This is a genomic window from Streptomyces cyaneochromogenes (assembly GCF_003963535.1).
In the GTDB taxonomy this organism is placed as follows: domain Bacteria; phylum Actinomycetota; class Actinomycetes; order Streptomycetales; family Streptomycetaceae; genus Streptomyces; species Streptomyces shaanxiensis.
This window is the reverse complement of record NZ_CP034539.1, coordinates 2,061,781-2,078,640: the sequence shown is the minus strand read 5'-3', so window position 1 is coordinate 2,078,640 and position 16,860 is coordinate 2,061,781. Positions and strand designations below refer to the sequence as shown.

The window sequence follows — 16,860 nt, the reverse complement described above, 5'->3', positions numbered from 1 at the left end:
CGGAGGGCGGCGCGGCGATGACCGGCGCATATGTGGAGATCCTCAGGGCGAGGCATGCCGCACGGCTGCTCGTCGGCACGCTCGTGGGCCGGTTGCCGAACGCTGTCGCCTCGCTCGCGATCATGCTGTTCGTGCGTGCGGAGGGCGGTTCGTACAGCCTGGCCGGGGGTCTGGCGGCCGTGTACGGCGTCGCGAACGCCGTGGGGCAGCCGTTGCTGGGGCGGCTGGTGGATCTGTACGGCCAGCCTCGGGTGCAGCTGCCGGCCGCGGTCGCCTCGGCGCTCGCGATGGCCGGGTTCGCCTTCGTGGGGATCGGCACGCTGCCGCTTGCCTATGCGGCCGTGGTGGCTTCCGGTCTGCTCGCGCCGCCGCTGGAGGGCGGTCTGCGGGCGCTGTGGGCGTCGGTTCTCCACAAGGAGGGTCAGGTGCACACGGCGTACGCCTTGGACGCGGTGGCTCAGGAGGTCATGTTCACGGTCGGGCCGTTGCTGCTGACGCTGTGTACGGCGCTGTGGTCGGCGCAGGCGGCGTTGCTCGTGCTGAACGCCGTCGGGGTGCTGGGCGCGCTGTCGGTGGTCGTGTCGGCGCCCTCGCGCGCGTGGCGTTCGGCGCCGCGTGAGGCGCACTGGCTGGGGGCGTTGCGCTCGGCCGGTCTGGTGGCGTTGCTCGCCGCCTTCCTGTTCGTCGGGATGGCGATGGGGTCGATCGTGGTGGCGGCGGCGTCGTACGCGGACGACAACGGTGGTGACGCGGTGTACGGCTGGCTGATGGCCGGTCTGGGGCTGGGTGCGCTGGTGGGTGGCACGGTGTACGGGGCGCGGCAGTGGGGTGGGGATCCGGCGCGGCGACTGCGGGTGCTGGTGGGGCTTCTGGCGGTGTGTTATCTGCCGCTGATGCTGATGCCGTCAGTGGTCGCGATGACGCTTCTGGCGGTGCTGGCGGGTGTGTTTCTGGCGCCGTGCATCGCCTGTGCTTTCGTGTTGGTCGACCGGCATGCGCCGCGTGGGACGGTCACCGAGGCGTTCTCCTGGCTTGTGACGACGTTCACTGTGGGGGCGTCGGTCGGAACGGGTCTGGCGGGGCCGGTCGTCGAGGCAGGCGGGGCCCTGTGGGGGTTCGCCGTGCCGGGTGCCGCGGGGGCGGTGTCGTTGCTGGTCCTGCTGGGCACGGGGCGGGTCCTCGCAGCTCCCGCCAGGGGTGCGGTGGTTGCGGCTTCATCGGAAAATGATCCAAACCGTGCTGTCGAACCCCGTTTCAGCTCAGGGGATCGGGCGTAATGTTCAGTCATGGACCGCCGCATTTTCGGGCTGGAGAACGAGTACGGCGTCACGTGCACGTTCAGGGGACAGCGCCGCCTGTCGCCTGACGAGGTGGCGCGGTACCTCTTCCGCCGTGTCGTGTCATGGGGCCGCAGCAGCAATGTCTTTCTGCGAAACGGCGCCCGCCTGTATCTCGACGTGGGATCGCATCCGGAATACGCGACACCGGAATGTGACAACGTGACCGAACTGGTCACCCACGACAAAGCGGGCGAGCGCATTCTCGAAGGACTCCTGGTGGACGCCGAACGACGCCTGCACGAGGAAGGAATCGCGGGCGACGTCTACCTCTTCAAGAACAACACCGACTCGGCGGGTAACTCCTATGGCTGCCACGAGAACTATCTCGTCGCACGCCACGGGGAGTTCTCCCGGCTCGCGGACATCCTCATCCCGTTCCTTGTCACGCGTCAGCTGCTGTGCGGCGCGGGCAAGGTCCTGCAGACCCCGCGTGGTGCCGTGTACTGCGTCAGCCAGCGCGCGGAGCACATCTGGGAGGGCGTCTCCTCGGCGACGACCCGTTCCCGGCCGATCATCAACACGCGCGACGAGCCGCACGCGGACGCGGAGCGCTACCGGCGCCTGCACGTCATCGTGGGCGACTCGAACATGTCCGAGACGACCATGCTGCTCAAGGTCGGCGCGACCGACCTGGTGCTGCGCATGATCGAGGCGGGCACGGTGATGCGGGATCTGACCCTGGAGAACCCGATCCGGGCGATCCGTGAGGTCAGCCACGACATCACGGGCCGGCGCAAGGTGCGTCTGGCCAGTGGCCGGGAGGCCTCGGCGCTGGAGGTGCAGCGCGAGTACTACGAGAAGGCCGTGGACTTCTGCGAGCGCCGCGGTATCCGTACCGGCACGGTCGAGCAGGTCCTGGAGCTGTGGGGCCGCACGCTGGACGCGATCGAGGCCGAGGACCTGGACCGGATCGGTACCGAGATCGACTGGGTGATGAAGTACCAGCTCATCGAGCGGTACCGGGCCAAGCACAACATGACCATGTCGCATCCGCGGGTCGCGCAGATAGACCTCGCCTACCACGACATCCACCGCCGTCGCGGCCTGTACTACCTGCTGGAGAAGAAGGGTCAAGCCGCGCGTATCTGCAATGACTTGAAGATCTTCGAGGGCAAGTCGGTTCCGCCGCAGACCACTAGGGCCCGGCTGCGCGGCGACTTCATCCGCAGGGCCCAGGAACAGCGCCGGGACTTCACGGTCGACTGGGTGCACCTCAAGCTGAACGACCAGGCTCAGCGCACGGTGTTGTGCAAGGACCCGTTCCGTTCGGTGGACGACCGGGTGGAGAAACTGATCGCCGGAATGTGAGCGAGGCGGTTCCGGCTGATCTTCCGGAACGCAACACGGGCGCCGTACGTTTCCCGTACGGCGCCCTTCGCACGCCGTAGAGTTGCGCGCACGCCATCCACAAGATCGACCGATTACGAGGCCCCCACCGTGCGCCGACGCTCACTTCTCATCGCCGTACCCGCAGGAATGGTCACGCTCGCCGCTTGCGGCGACGACAAGGACGACTCGAGCAAGGCGAACGAGAGCGCCTCTCCCTCGGCCCCGGAGACGTCGGCGGCGCCGTCGCCGAAGATCGTGGACGGTCCGCTGCCGGCGATCACCGCGGGCACGAAGTTCGGGCAGAAGCCGACGGTCGCCAAGGGCAGCGGTGATCCGTCGAAGGATCTCGCGGTGAAGACGGTCATCGCGGGCGGCGGCAAGGTGGTGGCCGAGAACGACTACATCCAGGCCGACTACCTCGGCCAGATCTGGAGCACGGGCAAGGTCTTCGACAACTCCTACGATCCCAAGACGCCGCTGCTCATCCAGCTCTCCCAGGGCCGCATCATCGACGGCTGGCGGTACGCCCTGACCGGTAAGAAGGCCGGCAGCCGTGTCGAGATGGCCGTGCCTCCGACCTGGGGTTACGGCAAGGAAGGCGAGCCGCGGGCCGGGATCAAGGGCACGGACACGCTGGTGTTCGTGGTCGACATCCTGGACACGTTCAACGCCAAGAGCTCCGCCAAGGGCGATGTGGTCGCGCAGGACAACGTGGACCTGCCCAAGGTCGGCACCAACACCGACGGCAAGGCGCCTTCCCTGGAGGTCCCCAAGACGGACCCGCCGAAGAAGCTGGTGGCGAACTACGTCATCGAGGGCGACGGCGACGAGGTCACGGCGGCGAACTCCGTCCTCGTGCAGTACAAGGGCGTGCAGTGGGACACCGGCAAGGAGTTCGACTCGACGTACGCCAACAAGCAGCTGGCGTCGTTCTCGCTGCAGCAGGTCGTCAAGGGCTGGTCGCAGGGCCTGACCGGCAAGAAGGTGGGCAGCCGCGTGCTGATCGTCATCCCCCCGGAGCTGGGCTACGGCGACAACCCGCAGCCGGGCAGTGGCATCTCCAAGGGCGCGACCCTGGTCTTCACCGTGGACATCCTGGCGAAGATGTGACGTCGCCCGAGGTGATGAAAGACTGGGGCCGTTGTCTTTCCACGACAAGCATGGAGCGTAAGACGTGAGCATCGACAAGCCCGAGATCGACTTCCCGGGCGGCGAGCCGCCGGCGGACCTCGAGATCAAGGACATCTGGGAGGGCGACGGCGCGGTTGCGCAGGCGGGTCAGACCGTCACCGTCCACTACGTGGGTGTCGCCTTCAGCACGGGTGAGGAGTTCGACGCCAGCTGGAACCGCGGTACGCCGTTCCGCTTCCCGCTGGGTGGCGGTCGCGTCATCAAGGGCTGGGACCAGGGCGTGCAGGGCATGAAGGTCGGCGGCCGCCGCCAGCTGACCATTCCGGCGCACCTCGCCTACGGCAACCAGAGCCCGACCCCGGCGATCAAGCCCGGTGAGACGCTGATCTTCGTGGTCGACCTGCTCGGCGTCTGAGCGTCGTATCCGGTCGTCGTTTCCGGTCGCCGCGTCTGATCGGCGGCGACCGGACCCGACTACCTGGGGCCCATGCCTGTCCGGGCATGGGCCCTCGGCTTTTGCCGCGCCACTTCGGGGCGGTACGGTCATCGGTCGTAAGCACCATAGGGAAGGCGAAGGGCGTCGATGGCCATTGCCAAGGCAGAGCGGCTCATGAACCTGGCGCTGTGTCTGCTGGGGACGCGGCGACCGCTGAGCAAACGCGAGCTGCGTGAGTCCATCGAGGCCTACCTGGAAGCGGGTTCCGACGACTCCTTCAACCGGATGTTCGAGCGGGACAAGGACGATCTGCGCGAGCTCGGCCTGGTCATCGAGACGGTGGAGAACCTCGACGGCGACGTCGGCTATCTCGCCCGCCGCGACAGCAACCGGCTGCCGGCCATCACGCTGGACGCCGAGGAGGCGGCTGCCCTGGGGCTGGCCGCCAAGGTGTGGCAGCAGGCCCGGCTGGCGGGCGCGGCCAGTGGTGCCCTGCAGAAGCTGCGCGCGGCGGGACTGCCGGAGGACGTCGACCCGTACGAGGCGCACGGCGCCCTGGAGCCCCGTATCCCGGTGCACGAGGCGGCGTTCGAGCCGTTGATGCTGGCCTGCCGCGACCGTCGTCCGGTCGTCTTCGACTACCGCAAGGCCACCGCCGCCCGCCCCGAACCCCGGCATGTCGAGCCGTGGGCGCTGGAGTGCTGGCGCGGCCACTGGTATCTGGCGGGCTGGGACCGTGACCGGGGGGCCGAGCGGGTCTTCCGGCTGTCCCGGATCACCGGCAAGGTGCGCAGCCGCAGCGGCCGGTTCACCGCCGAGGTGCCCGATGTCGTCACCGTGCGGGAGACGGTCGCGAGCTGGGCGGGGGAGACCGCCGACCGCTCCGCGCTGATCCGGCTGCGCACGGACGCGGGGTACCCCTTGCGGGCGAAGGCCACCTCGGTGAGGGAACTCGGGGACGGCTGGGACGAGTTGGAGATTCCGTACGGGCACGGGCTGGATGCCTGGCTGGTGGAGTTCGGGCCGGACGTGGTGGTCCTGGAGCCTGCGGAGCTGCGGGCCGATGTGGTGGACCGGCTGCGTGCCGTGGCCAAGGGCTGAGGGGGAGCGGAGCACACAGTGGCAGGCAAACCGGTCAGGCCCGCGAGCGCCATCGACCAGACCCGGCGGATGCTCTCCCTGGTGACGTATCTGAGGGAGCGGCCCGGTGCGCGTCTCGAGGACGTCGCGCGTGCCTTCGGCATCTCCGAGGACGAGCTGGTCTCCGACCTCGATGTGCTGCCCATGTGCGGCACCAGTTTCCGTGGCGGCGATCTGCTCGACATCGACACCGACGGCGAGCGCATCTGGTGGCACAACCCGGCCGCCCTCGGGGCGGAGGCGGCCGAGCCGCTGCGGCTCGCGGCCGACGAGGCGACCGCGCTGCTGGTGGCCGCCCGCGCCGTGGCCACGCTGCCGGGGTTGCGTGAGGGCGACCGGCAGGCGCTGCTGCGGGCGACCGCCAAGGTGGAGACGGCGGCCGGGGAGGCGGCCGGCGCCAGTTCCCGGCTGTCGGTGACGTTCGAGTCCGAGGGCGGGGTCTTCGCGGACGTCGACCGTGCGATCTCCGAGCGGCGCCGGCTGTGGATCCGGTACTACTCGCCGGCCCGTGACGAGGTCACCGAGCGCGAGATCGACCCGATCCGGCTGGTCAGCGTCGGCCACACCTATGTCGAGGCCTGGTGCCGCCGCTCCGAGGCACGCCGCACCTTCCGGCTCGACCGGGTCGCCGAGATCAAGATCCTGGACGAGCCGTCGGCGCCGCCCGAGGTCGAGCTGCGGGACCTGTCGGAGGGGCTGGTGCAGCCTGCCGCGGAGGACCCGGAGGTCGTGGTCGAGGTCGGGCCGGGCGGGCGCTGGGTCGCCGAGTACTACCCGCACGACAGCGCGGATGAGCTGCCCGACGGCGGGCTGCGTATCACCCTGCGCACCCCCGACCCGGCGTCGCTGCGGCGTCTGGCGCTTCGGCTCGGCCGCGACGGCCGTATCGTCTCGCCGCCCGAGCTGGCCGACAGTGCCCGGCAGGCCGCCCGCGAGGCGCTGGCGGCGTACGACGGGATCGAGGCGCAGGGTGCTCACGGGCCGCGCCCGGACCGCGACGGACAGTAGGTCAGGCAGTTCGACAGGCAGGAGCAAGGGCTTTGAGTGAGTCGGCGACGTCTGCAGTGCCGGGGATGACGGTGGCGTCCGCTTTCGCCGGGATGAGAAGCGTGGCGCCGGTGGTGTTCAAGGCGGGCTGCCCGGACTGCCGGGGCCGTTTCGAACTCGCCGCGAGCGCGCTGCGCCTCGCCATCGGCGCGACCAGCCGTACGACCTTCTACTCCTTCACCTGCCCCGACTGCGGCGCGGCCGTTCGCAAGCCGGCCGGTGAGCGGATCGTCGAGCTGCTGACGGGCGGTGGGGTCAGCACCCTGCGGCTGCACTCCGCGCTGTAGGACGGTCTAGGCTCGCCTTCATGTTCTGGCCGATGTTCGCGGTAGCTGTGGGTTTTCTGGGTCTCGCCGTGCTCGGCGTGCTCGCCGTGCGGGTCTTCCTGGAGGCGCAGCGCCTCGGCAGGCAGGTCACGGAGTCGGCGCGACGCATCAGCAGGGCGGCCGAGGACCTGGAGCGGGCGACGGTGAGCGCGGCCCGCGCTGTGGACTCCCTGTAGGTCCCTCAAGTATTGGGTGTGAGTCCTGAGCCGCATGCGTTTTGGGCCACTTCGCCCTGTCAACGTGGCGCTCCGGGCAGGTACGCTGCTGGTCGCGGCCCGGAGAACGAGGCCCGGTCCGCGGACAGGGAGTACGCACGGGGATTGCCTCACGTTTACCCCTGAGCGTTACGATCGCTGACATCACGATCGTTCGGACACATGTCCGACCGGTCGGACAGCATCCCACCCCAGTCGCCTCGGTGAGAAGGTCAAGACTTATGTTCGGAAAGCTCGGAGCCCCCGAGATCATTCTCATCCTCGTCGTCATCATCCTGCTGTTCGGCGCGAAGAAGCTTCCGGACATGGCGCGCTCGCTCGGCAAGTCCGCGCGCATCCTGAAGAGTGAGGCGAAGGCGATGAAGGACGACGGCAAGTCCGCCGCCCCGGCCGACCCGCCGAACAACAGCACCGGCGACGACCAGCAGCCCCCGGCTCAGCGCATCATCCAGTCCGCGCCCGGCGACGTGACCAGCTCGCGGCCGGTCAACGAGCCGACGGACACCACCAAGCGCTGACGCAGGGCCGGTGACCGCCGGCCCGCCGCACGAGATGGGAACGTGGGTTGCTGAAGTCTGCCCGCAAAGAGGAGAAGGATCCCGAGGGGCGGATGCCCCTTGCGGAACACCTTCGTGAGCTCCGCAACCGGCTTGCGAAAGCGCTGCTCGCGATCGTCGTCATCACGGTCGTCGCCGCCTTCTTCTATCAGGACATCATCAACTTCTTCACCAAGCCGGTGCTTGAATCGGTCGGCTGCCCGAAGTCGTTCGAGGAACTGGCCAAGACGGCGCGCGACGAGAACCCGTGTGCGCAGATCACGATCAACGGTCTGCTCGCGCCGTTCACGCTGGCCCTGAAGGTGTCCCTGATGGCCGGTGTTGTTTTCGCCGCACCGGTCTGGTTGTACCAGCTGTGGGCCTTCGTCGCCCCCGGCCTGCACAAGCATGAGCGGAAGTACGCCTACGCGTTCGTCGCCACGGGCTTCCCGCTCTTCCTCGCCGGCGCCTTCTTCGCCTACAGGGTGCTGCCCACGACCGCCGACGTCCTGATCGAGTTCACCCCGTTCGGCGTCGACAACCTGCTGCCGCTCGACGACCTGCTCGATCTCGTCACCCGCATGGTGATCGTCTTCGGTCTCTCCTTCGAGCTGCCCCTGCTGCTGGTGATGCTCAACTTCACCGGTGCCATCACCGGCAAGCGCATGCTCGGCTGGTGGCGCGGCATGATCATGGGCATCACGGTGTTCGCGGCGATCGCGACGCCGAGCACCGACCCGCTGACGATGATGGCCCTCGCCGGACCGATCTGGATCCTGTACTTCGCGGCGGTCGTCGTCGCCCTGGTCAACGACCGGCGCAGGGCCCGCCGCGAGGCCATGGGTCCCGCCGACGACGAGGCCTCCGACCTGGACCTGACTCCCGACGACATCGGCGAGGTCGAGTCCGTCTCCGCGGCCCGGGCGCTGCCCGAGCAGGCGAGCGGTGAGCGGGTCAACGGCTACGACGACGTGACCTGATCGCGGCGGTTGCCGAACTGTGCGGCCGGGGCGCCTACGGGGCGCACCCGGCCGCTTCCGTTGCGCGGCCGTGAGCTGCGCGGATCCCGGGTTTGCCGGGTGCGGATCCGGATAATGATCGTCCTGTTGTCAGTGGGGCCCGGTACGCTCGAAAGCACGATGACAGAGGACCTCTCTCCGGCTGAGCGGTACGCGGCAGCGCGCAAGCGTGCTGTCGATCAGGCCACCGCGCTCGCCTCCTTCCGCGAGATGTACGACTTCGGCCTCGACGCCTTTCAGATCGAGGCCTGCCAGGCGCTCGAAGCGGGGAAGGGCGTGCTGGTCGCAGCGCCCACCGGCTCGGGCAAGACGATCGTGGGCGAGTTCGCCGTCCACCTCGCCCTGATGCAGGGCAAGAAGTGCTTCTACACGACACCCATCAAGGCGCTGTCGAACCAGAAGTACGCCGACCTGTGCCGCCGTTACGGCAACGGCATGGTCGGTCTGCTTACCGGCGACAACAGCGTCAACCCCGACGCCGCCGTGGTCGTGATGACCACCGAGGTGCTGCGGAACATGCTGTACGCCGGGTCGCAGACCCTGCTCGGCCTCGGCTATGTGGTCATGGACGAGGTGCACTACCTCTCCGACCGCTTCCGCGGCGCCGTATGGGAGGAAGTGATCATTCACCTTCCCGAGTCGGTCACCCTCGTCTCCCTGTCGGCGACCGTGTCCAACGCCGAGGAGTTCGGCGACTGGCTGGACACCGTCCGCGGCGACACCGAGGTGATCGTCTCCGAGCACCGGCCCGTGCCGCTGTTCCAGCACGTGCTCGCCGGGCGCCGGATGTACGACCTGTTCGAGGAGGGTGAGGGCCACAAGAAGGCCGTCAACCCCGACCTCACACGGCTGGCCCGCATGGAGGCGACCCGGCCGTCGTACCAGGACCGCAGACGCGGGCGCGCCATGCGCGAGGCCGACCGGGAGCGGGAGCGCAGACAGCGCTCCCGGGTGTGGACGCCGGGCCGCCCCGAAGTCATCGAACGGCTCGACGCCGAGGGGCTGCTGCCCGCCATCACCTTCATCTTCAGCCGGGCCGCCTGCGAGGCCGCCGTCCAGCAGTGCCTGTACGCCGGCCTGCGGTTGAACGACGACGAGGCACGGGAAAAGGTCCGTGCCCTCGTCGAGGAGCGCACCGCCTCCATCCCCACCGAGGATCTCCATGTCCTCGGCTACTACGAGTGGCTGGAGGGCCTCGAGCGCGGTATAGCCGCCCACCACGCGGGCATGCTGCCGACCTTCAAGGAGGTCGTCGAGGAACTGTTCGTACGGGGCCTGGTGAAGGCCGTGTTCGCCACCGAGACACTCGCGCTGGGCATCAACATGCCCGCCCGGTCCGTGGTGTTGGAGAAGCTCGTCAAGTGGAACGGCGAGCAGCACGCCGACATCACGCCCGGCGAGTACACGCAGTTGACCGGTCGCGCGGGGCGGCGCGGTATCGACGTCGAGGGACACGCCGTCGTGCTGTGGCAGCGCGGCACCAGCCCCGAGCACCTCGCGGGCCTGGCCGGCACGCGCACGTACCCGCTGCGGTCCAGCTTCAAGCCGTCGTACAACATGGCGGTCAACCTCGTCGAGCAGTTCGGCCGGCACCGCTCGCGCGAGCTGCTGGAGACGTCCTTCGCGCAGTTCCAGGCCGACAAGTCGGTCGTCGGGATCTCGCGGCAGGTGCAGCGCAACGAGGAAGGACTCGAAGGCTACAAGGAGTCCATGACCTGCCATCTCGGGGACTTCGAGGAGTACGCGCGACTGCGCCGCGAACTCAAGGACCGCGAGAACGAGTTGGCCCGGCAGGGGGCGGCCGAGCGGCGCGCGGAGGCCGCGGTCGCGCTGGAGCGGCTCAAGCCCGGTGACGTCATCCATGTGCCGACGGGCAAGTACGCCGGGCTCGCGCTGGTGCTGGATCCCGGGCTGCCCGCCGGGCGCTCGAACGGTCATCGCGGATTCGAGCACCACGACGGGCCGCGTCCGCTCGTCCTGACCGCCGAGCGGCAGGTCAAGCGGCTGGCCTCCATGGACTTCCCGGTGCCCGTCGAGGCGCTGGAGCGGATGCGGATCCCGAAGTCCTTCAACCCGCGCTCCCCGCAGTCCCGTCGGGACCTCGCCTCCGCGCTGCGCACCAAGGCCGGGCACATCGCACCGGAGCGGCACCGCAAGCGTCGGTCCCAGGCGGCGGACGACCGGGAGATCGAGCGGCTGCGCAAGGCGCTCCGGGCGCACCCCTGCCACGGCTGCAACGACCGTGAGGACCACGCCCGGTGGGCCGAGCGCTACCACCGGCTGCTGCGGGACACCTCGCAGTTGGAGCGCCGTATCGAAGGCCGTACGAACACAATTGCCCGTACGTTCGACCGGATCGTGGCGTTGCTGACCGAGCTGGACTATCTGCGCGGCGACGAGGTCACCGAGCACGGCAAGCGGCTCGCCCGGCTGTACGGCGAACTCGACCTGCTGGCCAGCGAGTGCCTGCGCGAGCACGTGTGGGAAGGGCTCGGGCCGGCCGAACTGGCCGCGTGCGTCTCGGCGTTGGTGTACGAGGCGCGGGTCGGGGACGATGCGATGGCGCCGAAGCTGCCGTCGGGCAAGGCCAAGGCCGCGCTCGGTGAGATGGTCCGGATCTGGGGGCGGCTGGACGCCCTGGAGGAGGATTTCCGGATCACCCAGAGCGAGGGGGTGGGGCAGCGGGAGCCCGACCTCGGCTTTGCCTGGGCCGCGTACATGTGGGCGAGCGGGTCCGGGCTGGACGAGGTGCTTCGGGAGGCGGAGATGCCGGCCGGGGACTTCGTGCGGTGGTGCAAGCAGGTGATCGACGTGCTGGGGCAGATTTCGGCGGCGTCTCCTCCGGAGGGGTCGACCGTGGCCAAGAATGCGCGCAAGGCTGTGGACGGGTTGCTCCGGGGAGTTGTCGCCTACTCGTCGGTGGGGTGAGGTCATCGGGCGGGCGCGGGTACGTTTTGGCTGGTCGCGCCCACGCGGCGGAGCCGCAGATCAATGCAGCCCCGCGCCCCTGGGCGTGCGGTTATCGGAGGATGACCAGTTGTTGTGTCGCCCGCGTCATCGCCACATAACGGTCCACCGCTCCCTCGACGCCCTCGCCGAAGCTCTCCGGGCCGACCAGGACGACCAGGTCGAACTCCAATCCCTTCGACAGCCCCGGCGACAGTGACTGGACGCGGTCCGTCGGGCGGAACGTGGGGGCGCCGATGACGCAGGCGGTCCCTTCGGCGTGTGTGGTGAGCCAGTCGGCCAGGACCGAGTCGAGGTCCGAGACCGATCCGTACGCGACCGGGACGCCGCTGCTGCGGATGGACGTCGGCACGTTGGCGTCGGGGAGCGCGGCGCGGATGACCGGCTCGGCCTCCGTCATGATCTCTTCCGGCGTGCGGTAGTTGATGGTCAGCGAGGCCATGTCGATCCGGTCGAGGCCGACTCGCTCCAGGCGTTCCTGCCAGGACTCGGTGAAGCCGTGCCGGGCCTGGGCGCGGTCCCCGACGATGGTGAAGCTGCGGGAGGGGCAGCGCAGCAGGAGCATCTGCCATTCGGCGTCGGTGAGTTCCTGGGCCTCGTCCACGACGATGTGCGCGAACGGGCCGGCGAGCAGGTCGGGGTCGATGGTGGACAGCTCCGACTCGTCGACCAGGCTGACCTGGGCGTCCTGGCCGCGCAGCATGGTGACCAGGCCCTCGCCGTCGTCACCGTCGGCGCCCGAGTTGGACACGGCCTCGATCAGGTTGTCGACGACCTGCGTCATGCGTTCGCGCTGGGCGGCGAGGACTGCCTTGTGCCGGCGCTTCTGCCGGGCCGTCTCCGGGTCGCCCAGCCGCTGTCGTGCCGCGTCCAGGAGCGGCAGGTCGGACACCGTCCAGGCTTGCGGGTCCGTGCGCTGGAGCAGTCGCACCTCGTCGCGGTCGAGCCAGGGCGCGCACATGCGCAGGTACGCGGGCACCGACCACAGGTCGCCGACCAGGTCCGCCGCTTCGAGCAGCGGCCAGGCACGGTTGAAGGCCGTGAGCAGTTCCCTGTTCTGCGACAGCGACCTGCGCAGCAGGTGGGCGGGGACTTCGCCGTCCTGCGCCGAGGCCTCGTCGTCGTGCTTGTCGACCAGGATCGTGAGCAGCTCCTCCCAGACCTGCTCGCGCGCCTCGTTGTGCGGCGTACCGGGTTCCGCCGCCTCGAACGCCGCCGTCCAGTCGTGGGCGCTCAGCCAGATGTCGGACCAGTGGGTGGTGACCGTCATGCCCTTGGCGGGCGGCTCCTCGTAGAACCGGACGGCCTTCTCGATCGCGTTGACCAGCTCCGCCGAGGACTTCAGCCTGGCAACCTCCGGGTCGGCCTCGACCCCCGCCGCGGCCCCCTCGGTGACGAGGTCCCGCAGGATGCAGGTCTGCACGCCCTCCTCGCCGAGGCTGGGCAGGACATCGGCGACGTACGCCAGGTAGGGCCGGTGCGGGCCGACGAACAGGACGCCGCCCCGACGGTGACCGAGGCGCGGGTCGGAGTGCAGCAGGTAGGCGGAGCGGTGCAGGGCGACGACCGTCTTGCCCGTGCCCGGACCGCCGTCCACGACGAGTGCGCCGCGGGAACTCGCGCGGATGATGGCGTCCTGGTCGGCCTGGATGGTGCCGAGCACGTCGCGCATCCGGGGCGAGCGGTTGCTGCCCAGGCTCGCGATGAAGGCGGACTGGTCGTCGAGCGCGGCGTGCCGTTCGAGACCGTCCGGGGTGAACACCTCGTCCCAGTAGTCGCTGATCCGGCCGCGGGTCCAGCGGTACCTGCGGCGGCTCGCCAGCCCCATCGGACGGGCGTGGGTGGCGCCGAAGAACGGCTCGGCGGCGGGGGAGCGCCAGTCGACCAGCAGTCGGCGGCCGGCGCTGTCGGTGAGGCCGAGGCGGCCGATGTACACGGGCTCGGAGTCGTCAGCGCTCACCATGTGCCCGAGGCACAGGTCCAGGCCGAAGCGGCGCAGGGTGCGCAGGCGGGCGGTCAGCCGGTGGATCTCCGCGTCCCGGTCCATGGCGTGCCGGCCCAGTCCGCCGGGTGCCCTGCGTGCCGCGTCGAGCTGGTCGGACACCTCGGCGATCGACTGCTCCAGGCACTGCGCTAGAGCCGTGAAGTACCGCTCGTCGTCGGCGATCAGGGTGGGGTCGGCCTTGGCGGAGAGACGGTCGGGGAGGTCGAAAGCGCTGGTGGTCAGGGGGGTCACTGCGATGGGCTCCGATCTGAGGTCACTTGCGACCGTTGCGCGCGGGGTCTGGTGTTCCGGGTCGTGGCCTTGACGATCCCGCGTGGCCTACGCGGACACGGACGGCGTTTCCCGGCCGATCGAGTCGAGCAGCAGCTTCGCGGCCACCGTCGCCCCGTCGGTACGGATCGTGCGGGCCACGGCGGTGGCTCGGGCGCGGGTCTCGGGGGCCAGGGCCGTCGCGAGCGAGGCCGAGAGGGACTCGAAGGCCGGAGTCGGACCATCGTGGGCCGCGCCGATGCCCAGCTCGGCGACCCGGCCGGCCCAGTACGGCTGGTCCGCCATCTGGGGTACGACCACCTGGGGTGTGCCGGCCCGGGTGGCCGTCGTGGTCGTACCCGCGCCGCCGTGGTGCACGACAGCGGCCACCCGGCCGAACAGGGCCTGGTGACTGACGTCGCCGACGGCGAAGCAGTCGTCCTGGTCGTCGATCAGGGACAGGTCGGCCCAGCCACGCCCGAGGAGTACGCGGCGGCCCTGCGCGCGGACCGCCTCGATGGCCACCTGGGCGGGGTCCTTCGATCCGTGCAGGGGCATACTGCCGAAGCCGACGTACACCGGTGGTTCGCCCGCATCCAGGAACGCCACCAGCCCGTCCGGGAGCGGGCGTTCGTCCCGCAGGAACCACGCGCCGGTCTGTACGACGTCGAGGTCCGGCGTCTCCTGCCACGGGTCCAGGGCCGGGTCCGTCGCCAGCCACGGCCGGTCGCCGATGACGTAGTCACGGACGTCGTCCACCGGAGGCAGGCCGATCGACGCCCGGTTGGTGTTGAGCGCCTCACCGAACAGCGCGTTGACGTTCTGGGCGTCCAGGTCCCACAGGGCCCGGTTGTCGGTCACCTCGGGCGGGAGCGGGCGGCCCGGATACGCCAGCGGCGGGCGGTCCGCGGACGGCAGGGTGAGCTGCTGGAAGGTCACGGACACGGAGGGGATGCCCAGCTTTTCGGCCACCGACAGCGCCCCGGCCGCAGCCGAGATCATGCCGGTCGCCACCAGCACATCGCATCCTTCGGCCGCCGGGGTGACCGCGTCCAGCTGACTGGCGATCACCGCGGCCGCACGCTGGGGCAGGGTCGACGGCACCGGTCCAGCCTTTGTCAGCGCGCGCGCCGACGGGCCGACGGGAACCAGCTCCACGCCGACCCCGGCCAACAGCTTCGTGAACTCCTCGTCCGCCGGCGCGCACACCCGTACCTCCGCGCCCAGCTCCCGCAACCGCACCGCGAGCCCCGCCAGCGGCTGGACGTCCCCGCGCGAACCGTACGTCGACAACAACACACGCACTGTGTGCCACCCCGTTCTGCAGATTCTGGCCTAGGCCGGAGATTCTGCGGGAGGAGGGGGGCCTTGCCGCAAGCCCCCCAGTGCGCTATAAGTTGAGAGTGGCAAGGAGTGAGTGACCTCCTTGCCTTTGCTTTTTTCAGCGGCGGCCGCCCCCGAGGTACGCCCGCCAGCCCCCGTACGCCGTGATGTCCTCCGCGTCCGTGAGCGCCCCCGGCTCGCACAGGAACCCGGGAACATGGCTGCCGTCCTCCAGCCGCACCCGCCCCAGAGCCATCGGCCGGGGCAGCCCGGCGAGGAGCCGGCCGAGTCCCTCAGCCGGGAGCCGCCACACCTCGGCCTCGATCGCGGCACCGCCCTCGCCCACGTGGACCAGGCCCGGCTTGGGCGGGGTCGTGGACAGGGCGTGCAGGCGATAGACGGGCGCCGTGGCGGTCGTACGGTCGAACCGGGCGCCCAGGGCGAGGAGTTGGGGGTTCAGGGGCTGGCCGGAGAGATGGGCGCCCACCACGGCGAGGCTCACCTCCGGGCGGAGCAGATCCGCGATCCGGGCGAGCCGCTCCTCCGTGAACGCCGGACCGATCAGCATCACGCCGAACGGCAGGCCGTTCACCTCACCGGCCGGGACGGCGACCGCGGCCAGGTCGAAGAGGTTCGTGGAGTTGGTGAAGCGGCCCAGTCGGGCGTTGGCGCCCAGCGGGTCGGCGGCCACCTCGGCGAGGGTGGGGTGGCCGGGTGTGGTCGGGAGCAACAGGGCGTCCGCGTCGGCGAGTTCGGCCTCGGCGCGGGCGCGCAGGGCGGCCAGTCGGTCCTGGTCGGCGAAGAGCCGGTGGGCCGGGATGTCGCGGGCGCGAGTGATGATGCCGGCGACGGTGGGGTCGAGGGTGCCGTCCCCCGCTTCCAGCGCCTTGTCGACAAAGCGCCCCACGGCCGTGTAGCGCTCGGCGACGAAGGCCCCCTCGTACAGCATGGCGGCGGCTTCGGTGAAGGGCGCGAGGTCAAGGGTGCGGATGTCGGCGCCGGTTGCGGCGAGCTGCCGTACCGCGGCCTCGTAGGCCTCGGCCCAGCCCTGGTCCAGCTCACCGAGCTGCTCCACGGGCGCGGCCGCGACGCGCCACGGCCCCGGTGCGCGCTGGGGGAGCGGGGGCAGGGCGCGGGCGGGTGGGGACGCCATGAACGACAGGGCCTGCTCGGCCTCCGGCAGCGTCCGCGCGAACACCGTCACGCAGTCGATCGACGCACAGGCCGGGACGACGCCCACGGTCGGGACCAGGCCCCGGGTCGGTTTGAGGCCGACGATGCCGTTGAAGGCGGCCGGGACCCGGCCCGAGCCCGCCGTGTCCGTGCCGAGCGCGAAGTCGACGATGCCGAGCGCCACGGCGACGGCCGAGCCGGCGCTGGAGCCGCCGCTGATCCTGGCCGGGTCGTGGGCGCCGCGCACCGCGCCGTAGGGGGAGCGGGTGCCGACCAGGCCCGTCGCGAACTGGTCGAGGTTCGTCGTGCCGAGGACGAGCGCGCCCGCGGCACGCAGGCGGGCGACCACGGGTGCGTCGGCCTCGGGGTCGTAGGCGTACGAAGGGCAGCCCGCGGTGGTGGGCAGGCCCTGGACGTCGATGTTGCCCTTGGCGGCGAACAGGCGGCCCGCGAGCGGGAGGTGTTCCCCCGCGGCCGCGCGGTCGTCGATGATCCGGGCCTCGGCCTCGACATCGGCCCGCGGGCGCAGATCGATCCAGATCTCGGGGCGGTCCACGGCTTCGATCCGGGCGTAGGCGGCGCGGACACGGGACAGTGCGCTCGACATTGTTGTTCTCCTCGCGA

Annotated in this window: 14 protein-coding genes; 11 read left to right on the top strand and 3 right to left on the bottom strand. The window is 70.3% G+C overall.

Annotation, left to right across the window (positions count from 1 at the left end; genetic code table 11):
- The first annotated feature begins 17 nt into the window (after positions 1-17).
- The 11 genes from EJ357_RS09140 (at position 18) to EJ357_RS09090 (ending at position 11,447) form a co-directional block, all read left to right on the top strand.
- A complete protein-coding gene (locus tag EJ357_RS09140) occupies positions 18-1,277 on the top strand; it encodes an MFS transporter (RefSeq protein WP_126390411.1) in 1,260 nt (419 codons plus the stop codon).
- A gap of 9 nt (positions 1,278-1,286) precedes the next feature.
- Positions 1,287-2,648 carry a Pup--protein ligase gene (gene pafA / locus EJ357_RS09135; RefSeq protein WP_067429457.1) on the top strand — a complete coding sequence of 454 codons (1,362 nt, stop codon included), beginning with the start codon at positions 1,287-1,289 and terminating at the stop codon, positions 2,646-2,648.
- 129 nt (positions 2,649-2,777) lie between these two features.
- Positions 2,778-3,779, top strand: coding sequence for an FKBP-type peptidyl-prolyl cis-trans isomerase (locus tag EJ357_RS09130; RefSeq protein ID WP_126390409.1), 1,002 nt, complete (start codon positions 2,778-2,780; stop codon positions 3,777-3,779).
- 64 nt (positions 3,780-3,843) lie between these two features.
- The gene (locus EJ357_RS09125) at positions 3,844-4,215 is read left to right on the top strand and encodes an FKBP-type peptidyl-prolyl cis-trans isomerase (protein WP_030053355.1); all 372 of its coding nucleotides are present in this window, start codon (positions 3,844-3,846) and stop codon (positions 4,213-4,215) included.
- Positions 4,216-4,383: 168 nt separating this feature from the next.
- Positions 4,384-5,337 carry a helix-turn-helix transcriptional regulator gene (locus tag EJ357_RS09120; protein WP_126390407.1) on the top strand — a complete coding sequence of 318 codons (954 nt, stop codon included), beginning with the start codon at positions 4,384-4,386 and terminating at the stop codon, positions 5,335-5,337.
- Positions 5,338-5,355: 18 nt separating this feature from the next.
- Positions 5,356-6,384, top strand: a complete 1,029-nt coding sequence (locus EJ357_RS09115; protein WP_126390405.1) for a helix-turn-helix transcriptional regulator — start codon at positions 5,356-5,358, stop codon at positions 6,382-6,384.
- Positions 6,385-6,416: 32 nt separating this feature from the next.
- Positions 6,417-6,710, top strand: coding sequence for a hypothetical protein (locus EJ357_RS09110; RefSeq protein WP_175647344.1), 294 nt, complete (start codon positions 6,417-6,419; stop codon positions 6,708-6,710).
- Between the two features lie 20 nt (positions 6,711-6,730).
- Positions 6,731-6,925 (top strand): hypothetical protein, encoded by a 195-nt coding sequence (locus EJ357_RS09105; RefSeq protein WP_031486675.1) that lies wholly within the window; start codon positions 6,731-6,733, stop codon positions 6,923-6,925.
- A gap of 260 nt (positions 6,926-7,185) precedes the next feature.
- Positions 7,186-7,482: a Sec-independent protein translocase subunit TatA gene (gene tatA, locus EJ357_RS09100; RefSeq protein ID WP_126390400.1), complete on the top strand. Its 297-nt coding sequence runs from the start codon at positions 7,186-7,188 to the stop codon at positions 7,480-7,482.
- Between the two features lie 47 nt (positions 7,483-7,529).
- Positions 7,530-8,480: a twin-arginine translocase subunit TatC gene (gene tatC / locus EJ357_RS09095; protein WP_126390398.1), complete on the top strand. Its 951-nt coding sequence runs from the start codon at positions 7,530-7,532 to the stop codon at positions 8,478-8,480.
- 114 nt (positions 8,481-8,594) lie between these two features.
- Entirely contained in the window at positions 8,595-11,447 is a 2,853-nt protein-coding gene (locus EJ357_RS09090) for a DEAD/DEAH box helicase (RefSeq protein WP_126390396.1), read from the top strand.
- 91 nt (positions 11,448-11,538) lie between these two features.
- On the opposite strand, the gene helR is transcribed toward EJ357_RS09090, so the two are convergent.
- The 3 genes from helR to atzF all read right to left on the bottom strand — a co-directional run bounded on the left by helR (position 11,539) and on the right by atzF (position 16,843).
- On the bottom strand, positions 11,539-13,722 hold the full coding sequence (gene helR, locus EJ357_RS09085) for an RNA polymerase recycling motor ATPase HelR (RefSeq protein ID WP_126390394.1): 2,184 nt from the start codon (positions 13,720-13,722) through the stop codon (positions 11,539-11,541).
- Positions 13,723-13,809: 87 nt separating this feature from the next.
- Complete coding sequence (locus EJ357_RS09080; RefSeq protein WP_126390392.1) at positions 13,810-15,045, bottom strand: glycosyltransferase; 1,236 nt, start codon at positions 15,043-15,045, stop codon at positions 13,810-13,812.
- A gap of 136 nt (positions 15,046-15,181) precedes the next feature.
- Positions 15,182-16,843: an allophanate hydrolase gene (gene atzF, locus EJ357_RS09070; RefSeq protein ID WP_126390388.1), complete on the bottom strand. Its 1,662-nt coding sequence runs from the start codon at positions 16,841-16,843 to the stop codon at positions 15,182-15,184.
- Positions 16,844-16,860: the final 17 nt, after the last annotated feature.

What these genes read in the sequence shown, in the direction of transcription:
- tatA (WP_126390400.1), top strand. Translation starts at nt 7,186, where the DNA reads ATGTTCGGAAAGCTCGGAGCCCCCGAGATCATTCTCATCCTCGTCGTC.
- atzF (WP_126390388.1), bottom strand. Translation starts at nt 16,843, where the DNA reads ATGTCGAGCGCACTGTCCCGTGTCCGCGCCGCCTACGCCCGGATCGAA.
- EJ357_RS09120 (WP_126390407.1), top strand. Translation starts at nt 4,384, where the DNA reads ATGGCCATTGCCAAGGCAGAGCGGCTCATGAACCTGGCGCTGTGTCTG.
- EJ357_RS09140 (WP_126390411.1), top strand. Translation starts at nt 18, where the DNA reads ATGACCGGCGCATATGTGGAGATCCTCAGGGCGAGGCATGCCGCACGG.
- EJ357_RS09090 (WP_126390396.1), top strand. Translation starts at nt 8,595, where the DNA reads ATGATCGTCCTGTTGTCAGTGGGGCCCGGTACGCTCGAAAGCACGATG.
- EJ357_RS09105 (WP_031486675.1), top strand. Translation starts at nt 6,731, where the DNA reads ATGTTCTGGCCGATGTTCGCGGTAGCTGTGGGTTTTCTGGGTCTCGCC.
- pafA (WP_067429457.1), top strand. Translation starts at nt 1,287, where the DNA reads ATGGACCGCCGCATTTTCGGGCTGGAGAACGAGTACGGCGTCACGTGC.